Genomic DNA, 22865 nt, shown 5'->3' on the forward strand with positions numbered 1-22865 from the left:
AGCGTATGAACGATCGGATCCCGGTGACCGTGCTCTCCGGTGGTCTCGGCGCCGGCAAGACGACCCTGTTGAACCACCTCCTCCGGAACGCCGGCGACCGCGATATCGCGGTCCTCGTCAACGACATGGGCGACGTCAACGTCGACGCGGGGCTGATCGCCGAGGAGTCCGAAGTGGACGTCGAGGGCGTCACCGAGCTGTCGAACGGCTGTATCTGCTGTGAGCTTCAGGACGACCTCGAGTCGGCGGTCGTCCGGCTCGCCGACTCCCGCGAGTTCGACGCGCTGGTCGTCGAGTCCTCCGGCATCTCCGAGCCGGCGCCTGTCGCGCGGCTGTTCACCGCGGAGTCGCGCGCCGCCGCCCGGTACCGGGTCGACGCGCTCGTCACCGTCGTCGACACCCGCCGGTTCCTCGACGCGTTCGGCGGCGAGGCGACGCCGGAGCGGCGCGGCGCGGCCGCCGACGAGGACCGACCGCTCTCGGACCTCCTCGTCGAGCAGGTGGAGGTGTCGAACCTCGTCGTCTGTAACAAGGCCGACCGCTGTTCCGACGCGGAACTGGACGAGGCGGTCGACCTCGTCGGCGCGCTCCAGCCCGACGCGGAGACGGTCGTCACGGAGTTCTCCGCGGTCGACCCCGACCGACTCCTCGGCGTCGGCCTGTTCGACGAGCGCGAACTCGGCGACCTCCCGGGCTGGAAGCGAGCGCTGGCCGAAGCCGCCGCAGACGACGAAGCCGTGGCCGACGACGAAGGCGATCATGACCCCGACGCGGACGAGGGCGGCCACGCCCACCGCCACCCCGACGAGGTGTACGGCGTCGACTCCTTCACCTACCGCCGGCGCCGACCGTTCCACCCCGAGCGGATCGCTGCGGTTCTCCGCGACCTCCCGCCGGGCGTGGTCCGGTCGAAGGGCACCCTCTGGGTGGCGGGCACCGAACAGCGTCAGCAGGTCGGGCAGGCGGGGCGGTCGGTCCGCGTCACCGCGCTCGGCCCGTGGATCGCGAGCCTCCCCGCGGTCGAGCGCGACATGCTGCGCTCGAACCGCCCCGACCTCGACTGGGACGACGAGCACGGCGACCGCCGGACCGAGTTCGTCGTCATCGGCAGGGGGGTCGACGAGGCGGCGCTCGTCGACCGACTCGACGACGCGCTCCTGACCGACGCCGAACTCGCGGACCTCGGCAACCCGGCCGTCGGCGACGATCCGGTCGCCGTCGACCCCGCTCCCTTCCCGACCGAACAGGGCGACGAGGTCGCGCTCCGCGAGCCCTGACCGCGGCGCGGCGACGGCTTCGCTCGGGGCGATCGGCCGGGCGTCGGCCGGTTCAGCAGGCGCAGTCGCTCCCGGTCGTGCGCTCGAAGCGCATCGCGTTGCCGCAGTCGGGACGGGCCGGCGTCTCCTCGGCGTCGCGGTCGAACTCCTCGTCGTCGACGTCGCGGACGCGGACGCCGCAGTCGTCACACCAGTCCGACCCCTCCGAGCCGTCGTCGCCCGCCCTTCCCGGCGCGCGCTGCGTCGACCGGCTCGCCGCGGCGGCTGCGGAGGCGGGGCGGATCGACCATGCTTCCCGTGCGCGACGGACGGACAAGAGCTAAGTGGCACACAGCCGCCAATCGGCGTATGAACGACGGCGGAGGGAGCGACGGCGGCGAAGCCGACGACGGGGACGCCGCCGACGGTCGCGGGATCCAGGAGGGCCTCGAGCGCTCGTCGGGGGACCCGCGAGTGTTGCTCGCAATGAACGCCGTGCTCTCGACGTGGTTCGCTTGGATCGTCGTCTGGGGACTCGACCTGCTGGGCACGGCCGCCTTCTCCGCGCGCAACGTCGCGACGCTGGCGATACTCCTCTTCGCGCTGACGTACGTGACCGTGCTTCGGTAGCGGCGAGCGCAGCCGGTCGCGCGTTTCGGTGCCGTCGGTCGCGAGTTTCGGTGCCGCCGGTCGCGCGTTTCGACGCTGGCGGGGTGAGGCGAACGACCGCGCTGGCCTCCCGATTCGCCACGTTTTAAGACCGTTCCGGGCTGGATTTCGGACAATGACGATCGAAGACCGCGACGACGCGCACCTCATCACGCACGCGCTGGCGACGGACACCCTCTCGCGGCTGCGCGACGTCGAGACCGAGCAGGTCGCGTTCCGAAAGGGGCTGGTGAAGCTCGGCCGCATCTGCGGCTACGAGATCATCGACGGCGCGATGGAGACGGAGTACGTCCCCGTCGAGACCCCCTTAGAGGAGACGACCGGCGAGCGCGTGAAGGGACTCGACGACGTGGTTATCATCAACGTCCTCCGCGCCGCGACCCCGTTCGTCGAGGGACTCCTGAAGGCGTTCCCCCGCGCGAAACAGGGCGTCATCTCCGCCGGCCGCGACGAGGAGGCGGGGATGACCGACGACGGGGAGTTCCCGATCACCATCGACTACGTGAAGCTCCCCGAGATCCGACCGGAGGACACCGTGATCGTCGCCGACCCGATGCTCGCCACCGGCTCGACGATGTGCGCCGTCCTCGACCACGTCCTCGACGAGGCCGACGACTTCGAGGACCTGTTCGTCCTCTCGGCGGTCTCCGCGCCCGAGGGACTCGTGCGCGTGAGCGAGTCGGTCTCCGACGCCGACCTGTTAACGGTCGCCATCGACGACCACCTCGACGACGACGGGTTCATCGTCCCCGGACTCGGCGACGCCGGCGACCGGGCGTTCCGGACGGTGTGAGGGCGAGTCGACGGCCGCGACCCTCCGACTTCGCCGACGTACTTTTAAGAGCCGCGGCCGCGACCGGGACGACATGAGCGACGCGCCGACGACCGAACCCTGCGACGCCTGCGGCGAGCCGACGACGGACGCGCTCTCGCGTACCGTCCGGCTGAGCGTCGACCGGGCGAACATCGACACCCAGCGCCTCTGTCCCGACTGCTTCGCCGACTGGATCCAGCGCTACCAGGACCGCCTCGGCTCCGGTGACGACGGGGGCGACGACAGCTCCGAGATCATCGTCGACTGAGGTCGACGACCGCCCGGTCCCTTCGCTTCCGCCGTCGACGGCCGAACACCTTCGTTTCGGCCGGCAACGTCCGTTCCGACCGCCCGTCTTAAGCCGCGGCGGAACGGACCTCGACGTAATGGATCTCGCCATCGACGCCCCGGTCCCGGCGGCGCCCGACTGCGCCGTCGACGGGACGTGGCTCGCCTGTATCGAGTGCGACGAGACGTTCGCGCCCTTCGAGGCGGTCCGGTACACCTGCGACGAGTGCGGCGGCCTGCTCGAAGCGCGGTACGACGACCCGCCGACGTTCGACGAGTTCGGGTCCGGCGCGCCCTCGGAGGGTCCCGACCGCGGCGTCTGGCGCTACCGCGAGGCGCTCCCCTTCGACCTCGGCGTCACGCTCCCCGAGGGCGACACCCCGCTCCACCGCGTCCCTCGGATCGAGGAGTCGGTCGGCGTCGACGCGCTCCGGATCAAACACGAGGGGATGAACCCCACCGGCTCGTTCAAGGACCGCGGGATGACGGTCGGCGTCCGCGTCGCGAAGGAGTTGGGCGTCGGCGCGCTCGCGTGCGCCTCCACGGGCAACACCTCGGCCGCGCTCGCCGCGTACGGCGGTCGCGGCGGCATGGAGACGCTGGTGCTCCTCCCGGAGGGGAAGGTCGCCGCCGGGAAGATCGCGCAGGCGAGCCTCCACGGCGCGCGGATCCTCGAGGTCGACGGTAACTTCGACGCCTGCCTCGACATCGTACAGGAGCTGGCCGCCCGCGGCGAGGCGTACCTGCTCAACTCCCTGAACCCGTTCCGCCTGGAGGGCCAGAAGACGATCGGCTTCGAGATACTCGAGGAGTTCCACGCCGACTACGGCGACTTCCCCGACCGGATCGTCCTCCCCGTCGGCAACGCCGGCAACACCGCGGCGCTGTACAAGGGGTTCCGCGAACTCGTCGGGTCGGGCGCGCTCGACGTCGACGAGGTCCCCAAGCTCACCGGCGTCCAGGCCGAGGGGGCCGCGCCGATGGTCGAGGCGATCGAGGAAGGGAACGACGAGGTCCGGCGCTGGGAGGAGGTCGAGACGCGCGCGACCGCGATCCGCATCGGCAACCCCGTCAACGCGCCGAAGGCGATCCCCGGCATCCGCAACACCGGCGGCACCGCCGTCGCCGTGAGCGACGAGGCGATCACCGACGCGCAGCGCGACCTCGCCGAGGAGGGCGTCGGCGTCGAGCCCGCCTCCGCCGCGAGCCTCGCGGGCCTCAGGAAGCTCCGCCGCGAGGGCGTCGTCGCCGACGACGAGCAGGTCGTCTGCCTAACGACGGGCCACCTCCTGAAGGACCCCGACGCCGCCTACGAGGCGGGCGGCGACCCCGAGCCGGTCCCGAACGACGCCGACGCGGTCCTCGACCACATCAGAGGGTGACCGTCACCCGAAACGTCGACGACTTCGAGCCGTTCGTCCCGGTCGCCGCGTACTAACGCGGACTACTCGTCCGCGCGGCCGTCGGCGCCGTCCAGCGTGATCTCGGTGATCTCGACGATCCGGTCGTCCGCGAGCAGCTCCTCGAGCGCGGCGTCGGGGACGGCCGAGTCGAGGTTGTAGACGGTGAGCGCCTCCCCGCCCTGCGTCTCGCGGCCGTTGAACATCCCGGCGATGTTCACGTCGTGGTCGCCGAGGACGGTGCCGATGAGCCCGATGACGCCCGGCTCGTCGGTGTTGCGCGCGACGAGCATGTGGCCGTACGGGACCGCGTCGACCCGGAACCCGTCGATCCGGACGATACGAGCGTCCTCGCCCGCGAACAGCGTCCCCTCGACCGCGATCTCGTCGGTGCCGTTGCGCACGGTGACGCGGACGAGGCTCTGGAAGTCGTCGGTCTGTCGGGTCTTCGACTCCGTCACCTCGATGCCGCGCTCCTCGGCGAGCCGCGGCGCGTTCACCGCGTTCACCTGCCACTCCAGGGGTTCGAAGACGCCTTTGAGGGCCGACGCCGTGACGAGGTCAACCTCCTCCGCGGCGATGTCGCCCTCGTAGGTCGTCTCCACCTCCGTGATCCGGCCGTCGAGCAGCTGCGCGGCGACCTTCCCGGCGGTCTCGGCCACGTCGATGTACGGCTCGATCCGCGGGAACGCGGTCTCGTCGACGGAGGGCGCGTTGAGCGCGGTCAGGACCGGCTCGTCGTCGAACGCCGCGAGCACCGCCTCCGCGGTGTCGACCGCGACGTTCTCCTGGGCCGCCTCCGTCGAGGCGCCGAGGTGCGGCGTCAAGACGATCTCCTCGACGTCGAGCAGCGGCGAGTCCTCGGGGAGCGGCTCCTCCGCGAAGGAGTCGAGCGCGGCGCCCGCGAGGACGCCGTCGTCGACCGCCTCTGCGAGCGCGTCCTCGTCGACGATGCCGCCGCGGGCGCAGTTGATCAGGTAGCCCCCTTCGAGCTGGGCCAGCTCGGTCTCCCCGATCATCCCCTCCGTCTCCGGGAGGAGCGGAGTGTGGATCGTCGCGAAGTCGCCGGCCGCGAGCGCGTCGTGGAGGTCCTCGACGAGTTCGGCGCCCATCCGCTCGGCGCGCTCCTCGGAGATGTACGGGTCGTAGACGACGAGATCCATCCCGAGCGAGTCGAGCCGCTTGGCGACCTCCTGGCCGACGCGGCCGAGGCCGACGATGGTGAGCGTCTTGTTGTTCACCTCGGTGCCGAGGAACTCCCCTTTCGCCCACTCCCCGCCGACGAGGCGGCCGTGCGCCTGCGGGATCGAGCGCGCGACGGCGAACGTCATCGCGACGGTGTGTTCGGCGGCGGCGCGGACGTTGCCCTCGGGCGCGTTCGCGACGATGACGCCGTGGTCGGTGGCGGCCTCGATGTCGATGTTGTCGACGCCGATGCCGGCGCGGCCGACGATGACGAGGTCGGTCGCGGCCTCGAAGACGGCCTCGTTCACGTCGGTTCCGGACCGCACGATCAGCGCGTTGGCGTCGGCGACGGCGGCGAGCAGCGCGTCGCCCTCGGCTTCGTAGTCGGTGACGACCTCGTGGCCGGCGTCTCGGAGTCGGTCCAACCCCGCGTCCGCGATGGGGTCGGTCACGAGTACCTTCATGCCGAAACGCACCCGCGGCGCGGGGTTAACGCTTTCCGAATCGCGCCGTTTTGCCGCTCGGACGGATCCGCGCTCGTGGGTATCGACCCCTCCGTTTCCGGTGGAGAGTGCGCGTTCGTGTACACTCTCCGCGTCGGTCCTGTGTTCCCTCTCCGTCGGTACTGCCTTTTATACGCGGCCGCATGTCCGGGACATGGACCTCACGATCGCGTTCGTCGGCGTCGGCGCCATCCTCGCGCTGACCGCGGTGAGCGCCTTCTTCTCCAGCTCGGAACTCGCGGTGTTCTCCGTGCCGACCCACCGGATCGACTCGCTCGTCGCGACAGACGTCCCGGGCGCCCGGGCGCTGTCGGCGCTGCGCGACGACTCGCACCGCTTCCTCGTCACCGCCCTGGTGAGCAACAACGTCGCCAACATCGCGGCCGCGTCGGTCGCGACCGCGGTGTTCGTCCGGTTCGGCTTCTCCGGCGGGGAGGCGGCCACGGGGTCGACGCTCGTCACCTCGCTTTTCGTCATCGTCTTCGGCGAGATCGCGCCGAAGTCGTACGCGGTCGCCAACGCGGAGCGACACGCCCTCCGCGTCTCGCGGATCGTCGTCGCGATCCAGCGCGTCCTTCGTCCCGTGCTGTACGTGTTCGAGGCGCTCTCCGGCGTCGTCAACCGGTTCACGGGCGGCGAGTCCGCGATCGAGTCGTACCTCACCCGCGAGGAGATCGCGACGCTCGTGCGCTCGGGCGAGGCCGCGGGCGCGCTCGACCCCGACGAGGGCGCGATGATCCGCGGCGTCCTCGATCTGGAGACCACGACCGTCGCCGCGGTGATGGTCCCCCGGACCGACGTGGTCGCGCTCCCGGACACGGCGACGCCCGCGGACGCGCTCTCGCGGGCCGCGAGCGAGGGCGTCACCCGGATGCCCGTCTACGGCGAGAACCGCGACGACGTGGTCGGGACCGTCGACGTGCGCGACGCGATCCGCGCCGACGAGACCGGCGCCGACCTCGCGAGCGCGCTGCGGGAGCCGACGTTCGTCCCCGAGACGAAACCCCTCGACGAGCTGTTCGCGGAGATGCGCGCGAGCGAGGCGCGGATGGTGATCGTCGTCGACGAACACGGCGCTGTCGTCGGGATCGCGACGCTGGAGGACCTCTTCGAGGAGGTGGTCGGCGAGCTGGTCGGGCGGTGGGAGACGGACGCCGTCGACGTCGTCGCGTCCGACGCCGCGGTCGTTCACGGCTGGACGACGGTGTCGCACCTCAACGAGACGCTCGGTCTCTCGCTCCCCGCGGCGGCGGGCGCCGAGACCGTCGCGGGACTCGTCACCCGACAGCTCGGCCGGCTCCCCGCCGAGGGCGACCGCGTCGCGGTCGGCGACGTCACGCTCACCGTCACCGGCGCGACCGCGACGCGGGTCACCCGTGTCAGGGTCGAACACGCCGACGAGAAGGGGTTCGCCGCCGACATCGACGGATCCGACGACGGATCGGGCGACCTCGCGTGATCGTCTTCTCCCGCGCGACCGTCGCCGCCGTCGCGGTCGACGAACACGGTAACAACATACACATAACACAACATACATGTGTCTCCGACGGGTCCCCGCAGACACGTTCTCGATCATGGTGAGCCGTTGGGCGTGTGGCCGATGCGATTTCGTCGCGTGGACGCGGGACCGCTCGGAGATGGCCGAAGTGACGGGGTCGCACCTGCTCGCCCACCACTCGGACGCGCTCTCGAAGTCCGACTTCCGCGTGAGCTGGGACTGCCCGTACTGCGCCACCGCCAAGACCGCCTACGACACCGACGGCGCGGTCGCCGAGTTCAAGTCGCACCTCCACGACCACGTGGCCGATCGGATCGCCGACGGGGTTCACGTGGCGGACCAGATGGGGTGGGACGGGGTCGTCCGCGTCGACGCCCCGCCGACCGGCGGCGAGGCCGACGCGCTCCGGTCGCACTTCCACGGCGCCGCGGGACTCGTCGTCGCCGTGACGCCGACGCCGGAGCGGCTGGTCCGTACGCTCGACGAGCGCCTCGCGTCGTGGCCCCGCCGGACGGTGATCGTCAGCACCGGCGAGTACGACTTCGAGGCGACCCCCGACGTCGACTTCGAGGATCTCGACGTCGAGATCGTCGAACTCGACCCCCGCCTCTCCCCCGACGAGGTCGGCGAGACCGTCTCGCGGATCCTCGACGCCAACCACGAGTCCGGCGAGCGCGTCTCGCTGGAGGTGAGCGTCTTCCACCAGATCGTCGCCGCCTTCGACGTCGAGCGCGCGGTCGCCTTCGTCCGCATGCTCGCCGCGCGCCTCGACGATGCCGGCGGCGTGTTACAGCTGTACGTCGACGCTGACGCGGACCGCAACGTCGCCACCGTCCTGAACTTCCTCGACGAGACGATCGACCTGACGGTCGCCGTCGACGACGGTCGGTTCGTCCGTCGGCCGTAGGCGCCGCCGCTCGGACGCTCTGCCGCCCCGCCCCCCGCCTACCCTTCGTAGCTCTCCGTGTAGTCCGCGGGCCAGCGAACGTAGACGTACTCGACGTGGCGGTCCGCGGCCGCCTCCACGACCGCCCGCTTGAACCGTCGTAACACCGCTCTGGCGCGCTCGCGCGCGCTCTCGGAGACCGTCCCGTCGCTCGCGAGCGACCGGAGCTTTCGCTCGACGTCGACGCCGAGCGATGACTCGGCCGCGCCGTCCGGTGGGGCCTCCTCGGCTGGAGTCTCTCCGACCGCGTCTTCCGAGACGATCCGCGGCAGGTACGCGGCGGCGAGGTCAGCCACCAGTCGGTCCCGGTGATCGAGCGCGTCGACCACCCACTCGACCGCGGCCGACCGGTCGGCGGCGGCCGGGTCCGCGGCCTCGAGGAGTTCGCAGTACAGCCACGCCGCGTACCGCCTGGTCTCGGCGTCGACGCGCTCCCGCGACCCGGGGGTCGCACCCCCGTTCCCTCCCGCCCGGTCGCCAGCGGTTCGCTCCGTCGCGACCGATCGGAACACGGCGAGCAGGCCGTCGGCTTCGAAGGGCCGCTCGGTGAGGAGGCGGTCGCGCACGTCGCCCGCGGGAACTGCCCCCGCCTTGGCGATCACCGTGGCGACGGATCTCGCGGCCGTCCGCCGCACCGCCTCCGAGGGGTCCCGTAGCGCCCCGATCAGTACCCCGGTCGCGTCCCGTCGGTCGAGTTCTCCCAGCCGGTCGACGACGGTGAGGCGAAGCCGCTCGTTGCCGCGCCGCGCCGCGAGCGCGAGCAGTTCGACCGCCTCGTCGGTGTCCATCGCGACGAGCGCGTCGGCCGCGGCGCCGCGCACGAGGTCGTTCGGCGCGTTCACCAGCGGCCGGACCGCCTCGACCGCCTCGCCGCCGACCCGCGCGTACCCCCTGACGGCCCGGGCGCGGACCCGCGCGTCGTCGTCGTCGAACGCCTCGCGGAGCCTGGGTGCGGCGCCCTCACCGCCGGCGGCCGCCAGCCCGGTCGCCCCGACCATCCGATACGCGGCCCGGTCGTGTTCCAGCCACCGAGCGAACGTCTCGACTGCCCCGCGTCTCGCCTCCCGCTTCCCGTCTCCGTCGTCGGGACCTCGCCGTTCGGCGATCCGCCGCGCCAGTCGGTCGACGTGGTCGTCGCCGTGGAAGTACAGCGACTCGATCGCCGCCGCGCGGACGGCCTCGTCGGGGTCGTCGAGCGCGATCTCGAACAGCTCTTCGACGATCCGACCCGCGTCGGCGCTCATCGAACTGGAGGGATTACCGAGCGCCTCGGCCGCCTCGCGCCGCGTCGACGCGTCGAACCGCCGGTCGAGCCGCGCCAGCGCCGGGGGGCGACCCCCGTCCGTGCGACCGCGGTCGGAACCGCCGTCGCGGTCGGGACCGTCGTTCCGGCCGCGTTCGGCTCCGCCGCTCTTCGCCGACCCCGCACCTCCCGCCGTTCGCGGCCCGTCGTCCATCTGTGAACCCCTCACCGATCCGGCACGTTAAACGTACGGCCGCGGCTATCAGCGGTGAGAATCTCTCGGGAGGCGAAGGCCGCCTCGGCTCATCCGAGACCGAACTCTCGGACGACGGCGTACTCCGGTCCCGACTCGGTCAGCGTCGACTTCACCAGTCGGATCTCGTCGACCGAGAACGACCCGATCTCGGGTTCCTCCCCGTCGAGCGCGTCCCGGACCGCCTCGGCCCCGGCCGCGTTCTCGACCCGCGCCAGCGTGACGTGTGGCGTGAAGTCGTGATCCTCCGGGTCAACGCCGAGCGCGGTCGTCTCCGCTTCGAGGGCCTCGTGGAGCGCGGCGAGTTCGTCGCCGCCGCGGTCGACCCCGGCCCAGACGACGGAGATGTACTCCCGGTTCGGGAAGACGCCGAGGCCGGCGACAGCGCATTTAAAAGGGTCGACGCCGGCGCGGTCGACCGCGCGCTCGCCGGCTTCGATCACGTCGTCGACCGTGGGGGCGTCCGGGGTGTCGTCCTCGTCGCCCTCCGCGACGTCGCCAAGGAACTTCAGCGTCACGTGCGCCTGCTCGGGGTCGACGGGGTTGACGCCGGGCGCGTCCGCGAACGGGGCCTGCGCGTCCGCGACGGCCGGCGCGAGCGAGTCCGGGAGGTCGACGGCGAAGAACGCTCGCATTACGAATATGAGATTGGGAGAGGCGATTTATAAATAATCGATGCCGGATCGAGGGTGTACGCCTCCGTCCCAGCCGCTCACTTATAAATAGCTGATAACGGATCACCGGTGAACACCTCCAAAGCCCCAGCCGGCGAGGCGGGCGCACGCTCGCTGTGCTCCTCACTCGGTCGCTCACTTCGTTCGCTCCCTCGTTGCGGTGCTTGCTTCGCCTGCGCCCGCCTCGCCGGCTGCCCCTTTGAGCCCCGCCCCGCACGGCACCGCAGCCTCACGCCTCCCCAGCCTCGCCGCTCACGCCCTCCGGGCGTTCGCGGCGTCCCTCGCGCGTGCTCCTCGCGGCCGCCTCCGGCGGCCACTCGGAGGCACGCGCCGACCGCTTCGTTCATTTATAAACGCTCCCGGATCGTGTCGGCGGTCGCGTCCCCCACGCCGTCGACGTCGGTGAGGTCCTCGCGGGAGGCGTCGCGGACGTTCTCCACCGACCCGAACCGTCGGAGGAGCCGGCGGCGGGTCTGGGGACCGACGCCGGGCACGTCGTCGAGGACCGTCTTCACCTCGTCGCGGACGGTCTGGTGGTAGGAGACGGCGAAGCGGTGCGCCTCGTCGCGCACGCGCTGGAGCAGGTGAAGCTCGGGCGCGTCGTCGTCCCACCGCCGGGTGCCGGTCGGCGTGACGACCAGCTCCTCGGCCTTCGCGAGCGCGACGACGGGGACGTCCCAGCCCGTCTCCGCGAGCGCGTCGCGGGCGGCGCCGAGCTGGCCCTCGCCGCCGTCGATGAGGAGGAGGTCGGGGTCGGGACGGTCGTCCTCACCGTCGAGCGCGCGCTCGGCGCGCCACCGGATCAGCTCGCGCATGTTGGCGTAGTCGTCGTTGCGCTCGGTGAGCTTCTTCCGTCGGTAGTCGGCGGTCTCCGCGCTCCCGTCGACGAAGCACACGTCGGAGCCGACGACGGCGGTCCCCTGCGCGTGGCTCACGTCGAACCCCTCGATCCGGGCGGGGCGGGAGATTCCGAGTCGCTCGCCGAGCGCGCCGGCGGGATCGTCGCGGCCGCCGCGCTTCCGGGCGTTCTTGAGGGCGAGTTCGACGAGCTTCGCCTCGCGGCCGGCGCCGGGGACCCGGACCGCCACGCCCTCGCCCTCCAGCCAGTCGACCACGTCCGGGTCGGCGGGCCGCTCGGCGAGGAGGACCGCGTCCGGGAACTCCCGCTCGGCGTAGTACTGCGCGAGGAACGCAGCGAGGACGGCGGCGGGGGTGTTGGCGTCGGGGTCTGCGGGAGCGCCGCCGGCGGTCGCCGCTTCCCCCTCGCCCGCTTCTTCCTCGCCCGCTTCCCCCTCGCCCGCTTCCCCCTCGCCCGCGTCCCCCACCGCCGCCGCGTCCAACCGGTGCCGGGTCCGGTCGACCAGCTGGCCGCGCTCGCTGTGGAGCCGGGCCACGCGGGCGGTGTCGCCCTCGACCGCGGCCGCCAGCACGTCGACGGTGCGGTCGTCGCTCCGGTCGCTGACGGCCTCGCCGCCCTCGCCGTGAAACGCCTCGACGGCTTCGAGGCGGTCGCGGAGGTTCGCGGCGCGCTCGAACTCGTTCGCCTCGGCCGCGGCCTCCATCCGCCGCCGAAGGGGGTCCGCCAGGACGCCGGTCTCGCCCTCGAAGAAGCGCCGCGCGGCCGCCACGTCCTCGGCGTAGCTCTCGGGGGAGAGCTCGCCGGTACACGGCGCCGAGCAGATCCCCATCTCGTAGTCGAGGCACGGCCGGTCTCGGCCCTCGTACTTGTGGTCCGAACAGCCCCGCAGCCGGTACTCGTCGCGGATCGCCTTCACCACCGTCTCGACGCGCCCCACGTCGGTGAAGGGACCGTACGCGACCGCGCCCGCCTCGGGGTCGCGGGTCACCTCGATCCGCGGCACCTCGTGGTCGGAGAAGGCGACGAGCGGGTACGACTTGTCGTCTTTCAGCCGGACGTTGTACCGCGGGCGGAGCCGCTTGATGAGGTTCGCCTCCAGGAGCAGCGCCTGCGTCTCCGTGTCGGTGACCGCGAACTCGATCCGGTCCGCGCGCTCGACCATCCCGCGGATCCGGCCCGAGCGCGGATCCGCGTACGACCGGACTCGGTCGCGGAGGTCGAGCGCCTTCCCGACGTACAGCGTCGTCTCGCCCTCGCGGAACTGGTAGACCCCCGGCTCCGTCGGGAGGTTTCCGGCCCGCTCGCGCACCGCGTCGGCGTCCATCGGTCTCGGATCGCCGTAGCCGCCGAACGCGTTTGAACGCTGCGGGCCGGGTCGTTCTCCTCCCGCTCCGTCGTGAACTCGGATTATCAAACGTGAACACCGGGGCGTGCGGTTTATGATGCCGGTTGGGAGACGGTGACGTAGACATGACGGGACTTCGCGAGCGTCTGCGGAACGTATTCGGGCGGGGGAGCGACTCCCGGTCGGTCCCCGACGGGGGCGTCGTCGTCGAAGACGCCCCCGATCTCGACGGGCCGACCGACGAGGCGCCCGGCGACGCGGCCGCCGGCGAGGGGAACGGTGACCACGCGGTCGCCGACGCGGACGGCGCGGACCGGACCGGCGCCTTGGCCCGTGCCGGCTTCACCGAGGTGTTCAACGCCACGGGGGTCCCGACGTTCATCCTCGACGAGGAGGGGAACGTCGCCGAGTGGAACGAGTCGCTCGCGGCGCTCACCGGCGTCGACCGCGCGGACGCTCTCGGCCACGACTACGCCTCGGAGCTGTTCTACCCCGACGGCCGGCGCGCCGACACCCTCGCGGACAAGGTGCTCGACGCGCCCGAGGACGCCGACGCGGTCCACGGCGTCGAGCGGTGCGGCGCGGCGCGGACCCGCTACCGCGACACGAGCACGATGATCGACCGCCACGGCGACGAGAAGCACATCGAGTTCACCGCGACGCCGATGTACGACGGCGACGAGCTGGTCGGCGTCACCGAGGTCGTCATCGACCGCACGGAGAACGTCAACGAGCGCGACGCCACGGGCGAGCTGGTCGCCGAGGTCCGCGAGACCGCGGAGGCGATCGGCGAGGGGAACCTCGACGCCCGCGCGAGCCGCCGCGACTCGTTCGAGCACCTCGGCGAGGACCTGGTCCGCGTCGTCGACGTCGTCAACCGGATGGCCGAGAACCTCGACCAGCTCTCCTCGGGCGTCCACGAGAAGGCGCGCGACCTCGACGCGACCGTCGACGAGGCGAGCGCCGCGGCCGCCGACATCGCCGAGAACGTCGACGAGCAGAACGAGCTCCTCGAGGAGAGCGTCTCGGAGATGCAGTCCTTCTCCGCGGGGATGGAGGAGGTCGCCGCGACCGCCGATCAGGTCGACTCCGCCGCGGTGGCGGCCGCCGACGCCGCCGACGAGGGGCTCGACGCCAGCGAGGACGCGCGCCGGGCGACCGAGGACGTCGTCGAGATCGGTGACGAGCTGGTCGAGAGCGTCGGCGCGCTCTCCGAGCGCATGGACGACATCGAGGAGGTCATCGAGGTCATCTCCGACGTGGCCGAGCAGACGAACCTGCTCGCGCTGAACGCCAACATCGAGGCCGCCCGCGCCGGCGATGGCGGCGACGGCTTCGCGGTCGTCGCCGAGGAGGTGAAGAAGCTCGCCGACGAGACCCGCGGCTACACCGAGGAGATCACGGAGAGCCTCGACAAGCTCCAGGCGCAGTCCGCGGAGACCACGACCGCCGTCGAGCGCTCCCACGACCGCATCGAGGACGCGGGCACCGAGATCGAGACGGTGCTCGACTCCCTCGAAGAGATCGCCGACGCGGTCGACGAGGCGGCCGCGGGCGTCGCGGAGGTCGCGCGCACCACCGACGACCAGGCCGCGACCGTCGAGGAGCTGACCTCGTCGCTGGAGGCGGTCCGCGAGCGGTCCGACCGCACCGAGGAGGCGACCGACCGCATCGTCGACGCCACCGACGACCAGGAGGCGGCCGTCGACGAGCTGATCGCCCGCGTCGAACAGCTCGACGCGCGGTAACTCCCGCCGCTCCGCGATCTCGCGACCTCCCCGTCTCGTTCCGGTCTCCGTCCCGCTCGGTTCCGGTCTCTTTCCGACTCCGTCCCGTTCCGAACTCCGCCGCTTTTCTCCCGTCCGTGCTTCGCGCCCCGCCGAACGTTAACCCCTCAGACCCCAGAAATTGTCTGTCTGTCACGCCGCCCGGACCGCTCGATGACCCCCCGTTCGGGAACGGCCTCCTCGTGAGCGAGGGCGAGACGTGGCAGCGCCAGCGAACGCTGGCGAACCCCTTCACTCACGGCGCGGTCGCGAGCCACAGCACGCCTGCCGCCTCAACGAGACCCCCATCGCCGGCGTCTGCCCGACACACGGCCCGGTTGGGCCGCACCACGCGGTCGACGAGCCGAGCGGGGTCGACGACGCGTAGCCGGTCTCGACCGTCGTCCACGTATACACTCGTACCCCTGCGGTCGGCGCGTGCCGACGAGCGCCCGGAGGGCGCGAGTCGCACGCGCGAGGGAGTCGGTGGTCCGGAGCGAAGCGGAGGACCACCGACGAGGCTGGGGAGGTGTGAGGTGCGGTGCTGTGCGGTGCGGGGTGGGACTCGAAGGGGCAGCCGGGAGGACGAAGCACGGCGACGTACGCACTGGAACGAGGGAGCGAACGCGGTGAGCGACTGAGTGAAGCGCGTGGTTCGAGAGAGCGAAGCTCTCTCGTCATCCCGAAAATCGAAGATTTTCGGGCGACAGCGAGCCGCGCGAGTCCTCCCGGCTGGGGCTTCGGAGGAAGTCAACCACAGCCTGTCACCGACTATTCATAAATCGACGCTCGCGACGACCTCTCGGTACTCCGGGTCCCACACGTCGAGCGCGTGGACGCGCCACCGGATCGGGTCGAACTCGGCGTCGACGAGGTCGGCCACCGCCCCCGGTTCGGGGTTCCCGCCCCGCGCCAGCGTGATATGTGGCACGTACTCGTCGCCTTCGATTCCCTCGATCGGGCCGAACGCCGCACAGAGCCGTCGATGAAGCCGAATCAGCTCTCCGCTCTCGACGACAAGATAGACCACCGGTCGCGACCCCGATTGCGGCGCGTCGAAGACGCCGATTCCGGTCACGGCGACCTCGAAGGACTCGGTCTCGGCGAGGGGGCGGCGGAGGCGCTCGCGAAGGCGGTCGAGGGCCTCCTGCCGGGGCGGAGGGCTTCGCTCAGCTGTTCCCTCGCCTCCCTCGAGATCCCCGCTTCGCACGTCTCCGACCCCGAACCGCTTACAGACGAGGGTGTGGCGGTCGCGGACGCGGTCGAAGCCCGAGAGTTTCGGGTGGAGATCGCCCGCGATCCGCTCGACCCCGGGCGGCAGCGGGACGTTGAGGCTGAACACGTCGCCGTCGCCTCAGATCCGGTCGGCGAGGTGTAAGGCGATCACGACGACGAGCGCGATCCCGATCAGCGGCGGGAGGGCGTCGAGCAGCCAGGAGGCGATATCGAGGACGGCCCCGACGATCTCCAACAGAAGCCACGCCACGACGAGCAGCAACACGAGCTTCAGGAGGTCGTCGGTATCGATCTCGGCGCGGTTCATAGCGAGACGAGTGCGCGGCAGCGATAAAAATCCGGTGGGAAACCGCGAGTGCCCCTCGCGAGGCTTCCCCGCTACGCGATCTTCTCGTACTGCTCGGAGAGCTTCTCCGCGGCCTCGTCCAGCAGGTCGGCCTCGTACCCGTCGAGGTCCCACTCGACGACCTCCTCGACGCCGTCCGAGCCGAGCTTCGCGGGGACGCCGAGCGCGGTGTCCTCGTAGCCGTATTCGCCGTCGAGCACGACCGAGCAGGGGAGCACCTCGCCGGTGTCCTCCAGGATCGCCTCGACGGTGTGCGCGACGCCGGTGGCGGGACCCCACTGGGTGGCGCCCTTGCGGCTGATCACGTCCATCGCGGACTCCTGGAGGTCTTCGAGGATCTCTTCCTTCTCGTCGGCGTCGAACGACGGGTCGCGGCCGTTCACGCGCACCTTCGAGAAGACCGGGGCCTGCGCGTCGCCGTGCTCGCCGAGGATTGTCGCCTCGACGTTCTTCACGGGCGCGTCGAAGCGCTGCGAGAGGACGTAGCGGAAGCGCGCGGAGTCGAGCCGCCCGCCGAAGCCGACCACCTGATGGCGGTCGCGGTCGCCCGCCTCGTACAGGTGGCGGTTGAGCAGGTCGACCGGGTTCGAGGTGGTGACGGTGACGAAGTCGTCGTTGTGCTCGGCGAGCTGCGAGCCGATGTCCTCCATGATCGGCGCGTTGTCGCCCGCCAGGTCGATCCGCGTCTGGCCCTCCTTGCGCGGGATCCCGGCCGTGATCACGACCACGTCCGAGCCGGCGGTGTCCGCGTACTCCCCCTGCCGGACGGTCGTGTTCGAGTCGTAGGCGACGCCGTGGTTCGCGTCGGCGGCCTGTCCGATCGTCGTCTCGCGCTGGTCCGGGATGTCGACGAACACCAGCTCGTCGACCACGTCTCGCAACGCGAGGTTGTAACCGGCCGCGGCTCCGACGGTCCCCGCCGCACCGATGACGCTGACCTTTGTCATACCGTGTAGAGTCGCGTCCGGACGGCGAGTAAACGTTTCGGAACCACAGTAACGTTCGTGACTATCGTCGCGAAACCCCTAACTCCCGCGGCGTCGAAGCGACGCGTCGTGCCGACGTTCCGCTACCCGTGTCCCGGCTGTCGGACGACGAACAGCCTCCACGACGCCGACTGCGAGTTCGAGGGCGTGAGCTGGCCGACCGTCGAGAAGGCGTACACGGACCTCCTGTCGGTGCTGTCCGCGGAGCCCGACGGTCTCTCGGAGGCGGCGCTGCGGGACGCGATTCCGGCGGACTGGGGCGGGCTTCACAAGGCCGCGCTCGGCGCGCTCCGGCGCGACCAGCGCGTCGTCGAGGACGGCGACCGGCTCCGCCTGCTCACCGCCGCCGAGTTCAAGGAGCGCGTCTCCGAGCCGACCCGCGAGCCGATGCGGACCGTCTACGAACACGGCTCCGTCCCCGGCTGTCACGACAACGCCGTCTTCGCGATGGTGGCGTGGTACGAGATGGTCGGTCTCTCGTGGCCCGAAACGCGCGAAAACGTGATCGAGTGGCTCCACGAGTCGGGCGCGTGGGACCGCGGCGGCTTCGAGGAGTCGACGCCGGAAGAGCTCGTCGACGCCAAGCGCCACGTGTACGACGAGGGGTACGGCTGGAAGGAGAAGGGGCAGTCGGCGAAACGCGTCATCGAGCGGCACATCTAAGCGGACCGCGCGAGCGACGAGGGACCCGTCGCCGCGCGACAGTTTTACGCGCTCCGTCGCCGTCGTACTCCACACATGGCTTTCGACCTCGTCCCGGCGTGGCCCGCCGTCGGCTCGCTCGCGGGCGGGGCGGGGGCGCTCGCGCTCGCGTGGGCGATCCGCGAACACCGCGGTCGCCCCGGCGTCGACTGGTTCCTCGGCGTGTTCGCCGCGCAGGCGACGTGGTGCTGCTCCTACGGGGTCGGGCTGCTCGTCGCGGACCCGACGCTCCGGGCCGCGCTGGAGGCGACGATGTGGCTCGGCGTGATCTGGACCGGGATCGCCTTCCTCGGATTCGCCCTGGAGTACACGGGACGGAGCGACGTGGTCCGGAGCCGCCTGTTCGCGGCGGTCGCCGGATTCGGTCTCCTCTCCTCTGTGCTCCTCGCAACGAACCCCCTCCACGGCGCGTTCTGGACCGAGTTCGGCCGAGACCCCGCATTCGGGGTCGAGACCGTCTCGTACGCGTTCGGCCCGTGGGCGTACCTGACGGTCGCCGTCGAGACCGTCCTCGTCGCCAGCGGGGTCTTCCTCCTCGTCGACACGCTGCTCAGCTACGGTCCCCTCTACCGCCGGGAGAGCGCCGCGGTCGCGCTGAGCTCGCTGCCGCCGGGGTTCGCCCTCGTCGCGTGGACGCTGGGGCTCGGCCCGGTCCCGCAGCTCCAGCTCGCGCCGGTCATGTTCGTCCCGCACATGGTCCTCGACGCGTACGCGTTCGACCGCGCGGAGATGTTCGACCGCAACCCGACGACCAGCCGCGCCGCCGAGCGCACGGCGATCGACGACCTCCGGGACCCGGTCGTCGCGCTCGCGCTCGACCGCCGCGTCGTCCGGCTCAACCCCGCCGCCGAGGCGGTCCTCGGGGTCGACGCCGAGACCGCCCGCGACCGCCCGCTCGCCGACTTCCTCGACTTGCCGGTCCGGACCGGCGACGGGGACGCCGACGATCCGAGCGGCGGCGAGTCCGGCGCCGACGAGGACGCGGCCGGCGGCTCCCGCAAGACGGTCGAAATCGACGCCGTCGCCGGCACCGGTCGCCGCACCTACGCGGTGTCGGTCTCCCGGCTGACCGACCCGAACGGGACGCACGTCGGGTACACGGTCGTCCTCTCGGACGTCACCGAGCGCGAGCGCCGCCGGCAGCAGCTGGAGGTGCTCAACCGAATTCTCCGCCACAACCTCCGCAACGACGCCGGCGTCGTCCACGGCTACGGCGAGATCCTCCGGGACCGCCTCGAGGAGCCGGAGCTGGTCCGGATGGCCGACGCCGTCGAGCGCCGCGCCGGCGCGCTGGCCGCGCTCGGCGAGAAGGCCGGCACCGTCGAGCGGCTCCTCGCGGACACCGACCCCGAACCGACCGACGTCCGCGACCTCCTCGACTCGGTCGTCGCGGACGCCCGCGAGCGCGACGACGCGGCGACGGTCGAACTAGACGTCGAGGGGGAAGCGCCGACCGACGCCGCCGGAGACGCGGACGCCGCCGACTGGACCACGCGCGTCAGGCCCGACGCGCTCCGCGCGGTCGTCGAGAACACCGTGGAGAACGCCGTCAACCACCACGACGGCGAGGGCGTCGAGCGCGAGGACGGCGGGACGTGGGTGCGGGCCTCGCTCCGCCGCGAAGCGGATCGGGACAGGGACGGAGCCGCGAACAGCGACGGCGGCGCCCGCTTCGTCCTCACCGTCGAGGACGACGGCCCGGGCATCCCGGACCACGAGGTCGAGGCGGTCGAGTCGGGCCGCGAGACGGCCCTCGAACACGGGTCGGGGCTGGGCCTGTGGGTCGTTGCGTGGGGCGCCGCCGCGGTCGGCGCGGACGTCGAGTACGCCGACCGGGAGCCGCGCGGGACGCGGGTGACGGTGTCGATCCCGGTCGTCGAAGAGAAGTGACGCGGACGGGGAACGATGCGATCTCGGCTAACCGCTAAAACGCCGAATTCGGGCGTTTCAGTCGCTCTGAATGCGGGGGGCTAACATATACGTTGCCTGTCCGAGCCCCTCCGCGAAGCCGTAGTGGAGCTTGACGGGGAACTCTTCGCCGAGCTCGACGGTGACCTCGGCGTCGGAGGGGATCGCCTTGTTCATGTCCTTGAGGTAATCGAGGCTGAAGAGCGAGTCGGCGGCCCCGGCGCTGAGCGCGATGAGGTCCTCGCGGTCGAGCTTGAGGTTGACGTCGTCGGTGTCGCCCTCGGCCTCGATGAAGAACGCCTCGTCGGTCTCGTCGACGCGGAGTCGGATGTGGTCGGAGACCATGTCGGCGGCCTTGATCCCGCGGTCGAGCTGCGCGCCTTCAACGACGATCTCGGAGGCGAGATCGAGATCGGGGATGTCCGGCTCCTGGCGGATCGAGTCGGGGTCGATGAGCGCGAGAGTGTACGAGAGACCATCTATCTCGATGTGGAGCTTGCGGGTCTCCTCGTCGAGTTCGAGGTGGATCAGGTCGCCCGAGTTCGCCATCCCGGCGATGTCCTCCAAGCGGGCGAGGTTGACGCCGATGACGCCCCCGTCGGCGTCGTACGACTCGAACGCGGCCGCCTCCAGCGTGAGGTCGACCATGCCGACGTTCGCGGGGTCGACGGCGCGGATGGAGAGCTCCTCCTCGTTCAGGCGGATCTTACACTCGTCGACCAACACGCTCACCGAATCGAGCGCGTCCTGAAACGTCGACGCGCCCACGATGGCCTTGAACATATACGTTCAGCTTGGGCGGTATCACCTAAAAAGGCACCCGATCGGAGCGGCGACCGGCCGCTCACAGCGACCGGACGAGGCGGGCGACGACGACCGCGAGCGTGACGACCGTCCGCCACAGTCGGAGCCGTTCGAGCCGGTATTCGCGCCCGTCGGTCCCGTCGGACTCGTCGTCCCCGCCGTCCGGTTCGGGGTCGCACTCGCAGGCCTCGTCGCCGTCGATCCGGTCGGGCGGCGGATCGGTGGCTCGATCCGGTTCCTCCCGAGGCTCCCTGTCGGTCGCCGTCGGTTCGCGGGACGGGCCGTTCGCGTCGCGGTCAGCCCGTTCGTCGGTCGGATTCGATTCGGCGTCTGTTCGCTCGGGCGTCGGCAGTGGCTCGTCGATCATCGGTCGGTTCGGCCGGGAACGGCCGTACGAGACGCTACGAGATTAATTTATAAATAAACGAGCCGAACGCAAGGTGGAACTGAAACTCGTGTGGACGGGCGGCTCTCCGAATGGTCATCGCCGGTCGGCCCGTCCCGTCCTCAGACCAGCGGTTCGACGAGGTCGCGCCCCTCGGCGAGTAAGTCGTCGACGGCGGCCTCCGAGTCGGACTCCGCGTACACCCGAAGCTTCGGCTCGGTGCCCGAGGGGCGGACGAGCAGCCACGAGCCGTTCTCCAAGAGGAGCTTGAACCCGTCGAGCGTGACGACCTTCGCGACGGGGGAGCCGCAGACGGACTCCGGGATGTGGTCTTCCAGCTCGTCGAGGACCCCCGCCTTCCGGTCGTCGGGACAGTCGAGCGACACCTTCCCGGCCGCGATGTGACCGTGTTCGTCGAGCAGGCGGTCGACGCGCGCGTCGAACGGCTCGGCGGCGTGGGTCGCGGCGGCGAGCAGCGCCATCAACACGCCGTCCTTCTCGCGGACGTGGCCGCGGAGGGTGAATCCGCCCGACTCCTCGCCGCCGAACAGCGCGTCGTGCTCGCCCATCGCCTCGGCGACCCACTTGAAGCCGACCGGGGTCTCGTACACCTCTTCGCCGTGCGCCTCCGCGACCCGGTCGACGAGGAACGTCGTCGAGACGGTGCGGACCGCGGGTCCCGAATCGGTCTCCAAGAGGCGGTCGTAGCAGGCGGCGTAGAAGAGGTTGGCGTCGAGGACGCCGCGCTCGGGCGTGACGACGGCGATCCGGTCGGCGTCGCCGTCGTTGGCGACTCCGAGGTCCACGTCGCTGTCGGGGTCCGTGACGCGCTCGGTCAGTTCCTCGAGGTGTTCGGCCGACGGCTCGGGGGAGTCGCCGCCGAACGTCACGTCGCGGTCGCAGCGCAGACGGACGACCTCCGCGCCCGCGGATTCGAGGAGCGCGTCCGTCACGCCGCGCCCGCTCCCGTGTATCGCGTCGTACGCGACCGTGAGACCGGAGAGGTCGGCGCCCACGAGTTCCCGGGCCGCGTCGGCGTGGTCGCTCACGAGGTCGACGCGCGAGACCTCGCCGCGCTCGCTCTCGGGCAGCAGGTCCGGCTCCGCGAGCCGGTCGACGATGTCCTCGGTCACGTCCGGGAGCGCGGGGGCGCCGTCGTGCGGGATGAACTTCACGCCGTTGTACTCGGGCGGGTTGTGCGAGGCGGTGACCATACACGCGCCGGCCAACCCCCGCGAGACGATGGCGTGGGCGATGACGGGCGTCGGCGCGTCGCGCTCGGGGAGGAGCACGTCGAAGCCGTTACCGGCGAGGATCTCGGCGAGGCTCTCGGCGAACCCCTCCGAGGTCTCGCGGGCGTCGTAGCCGACCGCGACCGGCTCGTCGCGACCCGCCGCCGCGAGGTGGTCGGCGACGGCCTGCCCGACGATCCGCACGCGCTCGTCGGTGAAGGTGTCGAGCGTCGCGCGCCAGCCGTCCGTACCGAAGGCAATCTGGTCCATGTCGGCCACGTCGGCGGCGGGGACAATAATGTCCGGTGTCAATCGCGAGGCTTGCGTACACAAGTCGATATCGGCTATTTATACGTAACCCGCGGCGGCGCGCGCCTCCGAATGGCCGCCGAAGGCGGCCGCGAGTAGGGAGAGACCGAAGGTCTCTCTGACAGCCGGCGGCGAAGCCGCCGGCGAGAGCGCGTGCGAGGGAGTCGCGGGGGGCGGCGGGGCCCCCCCCCCCGCGGGGGGGGGGGGGGGGGGGGTGGGGGGGGGGGGGGGGGGCGGGGGCCCGGGGGGGGGCGGGCC

The 22865-nt window shown here is 71.4% G+C and carries 22 protein-coding genes; 11 read left to right on the forward strand and 11 right to left on the reverse strand.

Annotated elements, in window-relative coordinates; all coding sequences use genetic code 11:
- Positions 1-5: 5 nt before the first annotated feature.
- The gene (locus tag J2744_RS13515; RefSeq protein WP_210113798.1) at positions 6-1277 is read left to right on the forward strand and encodes a CobW family GTP-binding protein; all 1272 of its coding nucleotides are present in this window, start codon (positions 6-8) and stop codon (positions 1275-1277) included.
- 52 nt (positions 1278-1329) lie between these two features.
- On the opposite strand, the gene J2744_RS13520 is transcribed toward J2744_RS13515, so the two are convergent.
- Positions 1330-1560 (reverse strand): hypothetical protein, encoded by a 231-nt coding sequence (locus J2744_RS13520; RefSeq protein WP_210113819.1) that lies wholly within the window; start codon positions 1558-1560, stop codon positions 1330-1332.
- A 65-nt stretch (positions 1561-1625) separates the two neighbouring features.
- Here J2744_RS13520 and J2744_RS13525 point away from each other — a divergent pair, with 65 nt between their 5' ends.
- The 4 genes from J2744_RS13525 to thrC all read left to right on the forward strand — a co-directional run bounded on the left by J2744_RS13525 (position 1626) and on the right by thrC (position 4409).
- Positions 1626-1886, forward strand: coding sequence for a hypothetical protein (locus J2744_RS13525; protein ID WP_210113799.1), 261 nt, complete (start codon positions 1626-1628; stop codon positions 1884-1886).
- 154 nt (positions 1887-2040) lie between these two features.
- A complete protein-coding gene (upp, locus tag J2744_RS13530) occupies positions 2041-2718 on the forward strand; it encodes a uracil phosphoribosyltransferase (protein WP_210113800.1) in 678 nt (225 codons plus the stop codon).
- 73 nt (positions 2719-2791) lie between these two features.
- On the forward strand, positions 2792-3007 hold the full coding sequence (locus tag J2744_RS13535; RefSeq protein ID WP_210113801.1) for a DUF7569 family protein: 216 nt from the start codon (positions 2792-2794) through the stop codon (positions 3005-3007).
- A gap of 118 nt (positions 3008-3125) precedes the next feature.
- A complete protein-coding gene (gene thrC, locus J2744_RS13540; RefSeq protein WP_210113802.1) occupies positions 3126-4409 on the forward strand; it encodes a threonine synthase in 1284 nt (427 codons plus the stop codon).
- A gap of 62 nt (positions 4410-4471) precedes the next feature.
- Here thrC and serA read toward each other — a convergent pair whose 3' ends face one another.
- Positions 4472-6076 carry a phosphoglycerate dehydrogenase gene (serA, locus tag J2744_RS13545; RefSeq protein WP_210113803.1) on the reverse strand — a complete coding sequence of 535 codons (1605 nt, stop codon included), beginning with the start codon at positions 6074-6076 and terminating at the stop codon, positions 4472-4474.
- 193 nt (positions 6077-6269) lie between these two features.
- On the opposite strand from serA, the gene J2744_RS13550 reads away from it, so the two are divergent.
- Entirely contained in the window at positions 6270-7574 is a 1305-nt protein-coding gene (locus J2744_RS13550; protein WP_210113804.1) for a hemolysin family protein, read from the forward strand.
- Positions 7575-7689: 115 nt separating this feature from the next.
- Positions 7690-8520 (forward strand): DUF7504 family protein, encoded by an 831-nt coding sequence (locus tag J2744_RS13555; RefSeq protein ID WP_210113820.1) that lies wholly within the window; start codon positions 7690-7692, stop codon positions 8518-8520.
- Positions 8521-8558: 38 nt separating this feature from the next.
- On the opposite strand, the gene J2744_RS13560 is transcribed toward J2744_RS13555, so the two are convergent.
- The 3 genes from J2744_RS13560 to J2744_RS13570 all read right to left on the reverse strand — a co-directional run bounded on the left by J2744_RS13560 (position 8559) and on the right by J2744_RS13570 (position 12912).
- The gene (locus J2744_RS13560; protein WP_210113805.1) at positions 8559-10016 is read right to left on the reverse strand and encodes a HEAT repeat domain-containing protein; all 1458 of its coding nucleotides are present in this window, start codon (positions 10014-10016) and stop codon (positions 8559-8561) included.
- An 89-nt stretch (positions 10017-10105) separates the two neighbouring features.
- A complete protein-coding gene (thpR, locus tag J2744_RS13565; RefSeq protein WP_210113806.1) occupies positions 10106-10690 on the reverse strand; it encodes an RNA 2',3'-cyclic phosphodiesterase in 585 nt (194 codons plus the stop codon).
- 386 nt (positions 10691-11076) lie between these two features.
- Complete coding sequence (locus J2744_RS13570) at positions 11077-12912, reverse strand: excinuclease ABC subunit C (protein WP_210113807.1); 1836 nt, start codon at positions 12910-12912, stop codon at positions 11077-11079.
- Between the two features lie 146 nt (positions 12913-13058).
- On the opposite strand from J2744_RS13570, the gene J2744_RS13575 reads away from it, so the two are divergent.
- Positions 13059-14681, forward strand: a complete 1623-nt coding sequence (locus tag J2744_RS13575; protein WP_210113808.1) for a methyl-accepting chemotaxis protein — start codon at positions 13059-13061, stop codon at positions 14679-14681.
- Positions 14682-14919: 238 nt separating this feature from the next.
- A complete protein-coding gene (locus J2744_RS13580; protein ID WP_210113821.1) occupies positions 14920-15087 on the forward strand; it encodes a hypothetical protein in 168 nt (55 codons plus the stop codon).
- A 387-nt stretch (positions 15088-15474) separates the two neighbouring features.
- Here J2744_RS13580 and J2744_RS13585 read toward each other — a convergent pair whose 3' ends face one another.
- The 3 genes from J2744_RS13585 to mdh all read right to left on the reverse strand — a co-directional run bounded on the left by J2744_RS13585 (position 15475) and on the right by mdh (position 17228).
- Positions 15475-16041, reverse strand: a complete 567-nt coding sequence (locus tag J2744_RS13585; RefSeq protein ID WP_210113809.1) for a 2'-5' RNA ligase family protein — start codon at positions 16039-16041, stop codon at positions 15475-15477.
- Positions 16042-16053: 12 nt separating this feature from the next.
- Complete coding sequence (locus J2744_RS13590) at positions 16054-16242, reverse strand: DUF7554 family protein (protein ID WP_210113810.1); 189 nt, start codon at positions 16240-16242, stop codon at positions 16054-16056.
- A 71-nt stretch (positions 16243-16313) separates the two neighbouring features.
- Complete coding sequence (mdh, locus tag J2744_RS13595) at positions 16314-17228, reverse strand: malate dehydrogenase (protein WP_210113811.1); 915 nt, start codon at positions 17226-17228, stop codon at positions 16314-16316.
- Between the two features lie 108 nt (positions 17229-17336).
- On the opposite strand from mdh, the gene J2744_RS13600 reads away from it, so the two are divergent.
- Both J2744_RS13600 and J2744_RS13605 read left to right on the forward strand, forming a co-directional pair.
- Complete coding sequence (locus tag J2744_RS13600; RefSeq protein WP_210113812.1) at positions 17337-17930, forward strand: DUF7474 family protein; 594 nt, start codon at positions 17337-17339, stop codon at positions 17928-17930.
- Positions 17931-18005: 75 nt separating this feature from the next.
- Entirely contained in the window at positions 18006-19859 is a 1854-nt protein-coding gene (locus tag J2744_RS13605) for a histidine kinase N-terminal 7TM domain-containing protein (protein WP_210113813.1), read from the forward strand.
- A 57-nt stretch (positions 19860-19916) separates the two neighbouring features.
- Here the strand turns inward: J2744_RS13605 and J2744_RS13610 are convergent, their stop codons facing one another.
- From J2744_RS13610 to J2744_RS13620, 3 genes are all read right to left on the reverse strand, one after another.
- Positions 19917-20660, reverse strand: coding sequence for a DNA polymerase sliding clamp (locus J2744_RS13610; protein WP_210113814.1), 744 nt, complete (start codon positions 20658-20660; stop codon positions 19917-19919).
- A 61-nt stretch (positions 20661-20721) separates the two neighbouring features.
- Positions 20722-21048 carry a hypothetical protein gene (locus tag J2744_RS13615; protein WP_210113815.1) on the reverse strand — a complete coding sequence of 109 codons (327 nt, stop codon included), beginning with the start codon at positions 21046-21048 and terminating at the stop codon, positions 20722-20724.
- Between the two features lie 140 nt (positions 21049-21188).
- Complete coding sequence (locus J2744_RS13620) at positions 21189-22568, reverse strand: phosphoglucomutase/phosphomannomutase family protein (protein WP_210113816.1); 1380 nt, start codon at positions 22566-22568, stop codon at positions 21189-21191.
- Positions 22569-22865 lie beyond the last annotated feature (297 nt).

The sequence above is a fragment of the Halorubrum trapanicum genome, assembly GCF_017873555.1.
GTDB lineage: Archaea > Halobacteriota > Halobacteria > Halobacteriales > Haloferacaceae > Halorubrum > Halorubrum trapanicum.

Coding starts and splice junctions, on each gene's coding strand:
- J2744_RS13555 (WP_210113820.1), top strand. CDS start 7,690: ATGGTGAGCCGTTGGGCGTGTGGCCGATGCGATTTCGTCGCGTGGACG.
- J2744_RS13535 (WP_210113801.1), top strand. CDS start 2,792: ATGAGCGACGCGCCGACGACCGAACCCTGCGACGCCTGCGGCGAGCCG.
- J2744_RS13515 (WP_210113798.1), top strand. CDS start 6: ATGAACGATCGGATCCCGGTGACCGTGCTCTCCGGTGGTCTCGGCGCC.
- thpR (WP_210113806.1), bottom strand. CDS start 10,690: ATGCGAGCGTTCTTCGCCGTCGACCTCCCGGACTCGCTCGCGCCGGCC.
- J2744_RS13620 (WP_210113816.1), bottom strand. CDS start 22,568: ATGGACCAGATTGCCTTCGGTACGGACGGCTGGCGCGCGACGCTCGAC.
- thrC (WP_210113802.1), top strand. CDS start 3,126: ATGGATCTCGCCATCGACGCCCCGGTCCCGGCGGCGCCCGACTGCGCC.
- mdh (WP_210113811.1), bottom strand. CDS start 17,228: ATGACAAAGGTCAGCGTCATCGGTGCGGCGGGGACCGTCGGAGCCGCG.
- J2744_RS13605 (WP_210113813.1), top strand. CDS start 18,006: ATGGCTTTCGACCTCGTCCCGGCGTGGCCCGCCGTCGGCTCGCTCGCG.
- J2744_RS13525 (WP_210113799.1), top strand. CDS start 1,626: ATGAACGACGGCGGAGGGAGCGACGGCGGCGAAGCCGACGACGGGGAC.
- J2744_RS13550 (WP_210113804.1), top strand. CDS start 6,270: ATGGACCTCACGATCGCGTTCGTCGGCGTCGGCGCCATCCTCGCGCTG.
- J2744_RS13590 (WP_210113810.1), bottom strand. CDS start 16,242: ATGAACCGCGCCGAGATCGATACCGACGACCTCCTGAAGCTCGTGTTG.
- J2744_RS13560 (WP_210113805.1), bottom strand. CDS start 10,016: ATGGACGACGGGCCGCGAACGGCGGGAGGTGCGGGGTCGGCGAAGAGC.
- serA (WP_210113803.1), bottom strand. CDS start 6,076: ATGAAGGTACTCGTGACCGACCCCATCGCGGACGCGGGGTTGGACCGA.
- J2744_RS13575 (WP_210113808.1), top strand. CDS start 13,059: ATGACGGGACTTCGCGAGCGTCTGCGGAACGTATTCGGGCGGGGGAGC.
- J2744_RS13610 (WP_210113814.1), bottom strand. CDS start 20,660: ATGTTCAAGGCCATCGTGGGCGCGTCGACGTTTCAGGACGCGCTCGAT.
- upp (WP_210113800.1), top strand. CDS start 2,041: ATGACGATCGAAGACCGCGACGACGCGCACCTCATCACGCACGCGCTG.
- J2744_RS13615 (WP_210113815.1), bottom strand. CDS start 21,048: ATGATCGACGAGCCACTGCCGACGCCCGAGCGAACAGACGCCGAATCG.
- J2744_RS13570 (WP_210113807.1), bottom strand. CDS start 12,912: ATGGACGCCGACGCGGTGCGCGAGCGGGCCGGAAACCTCCCGACGGAG.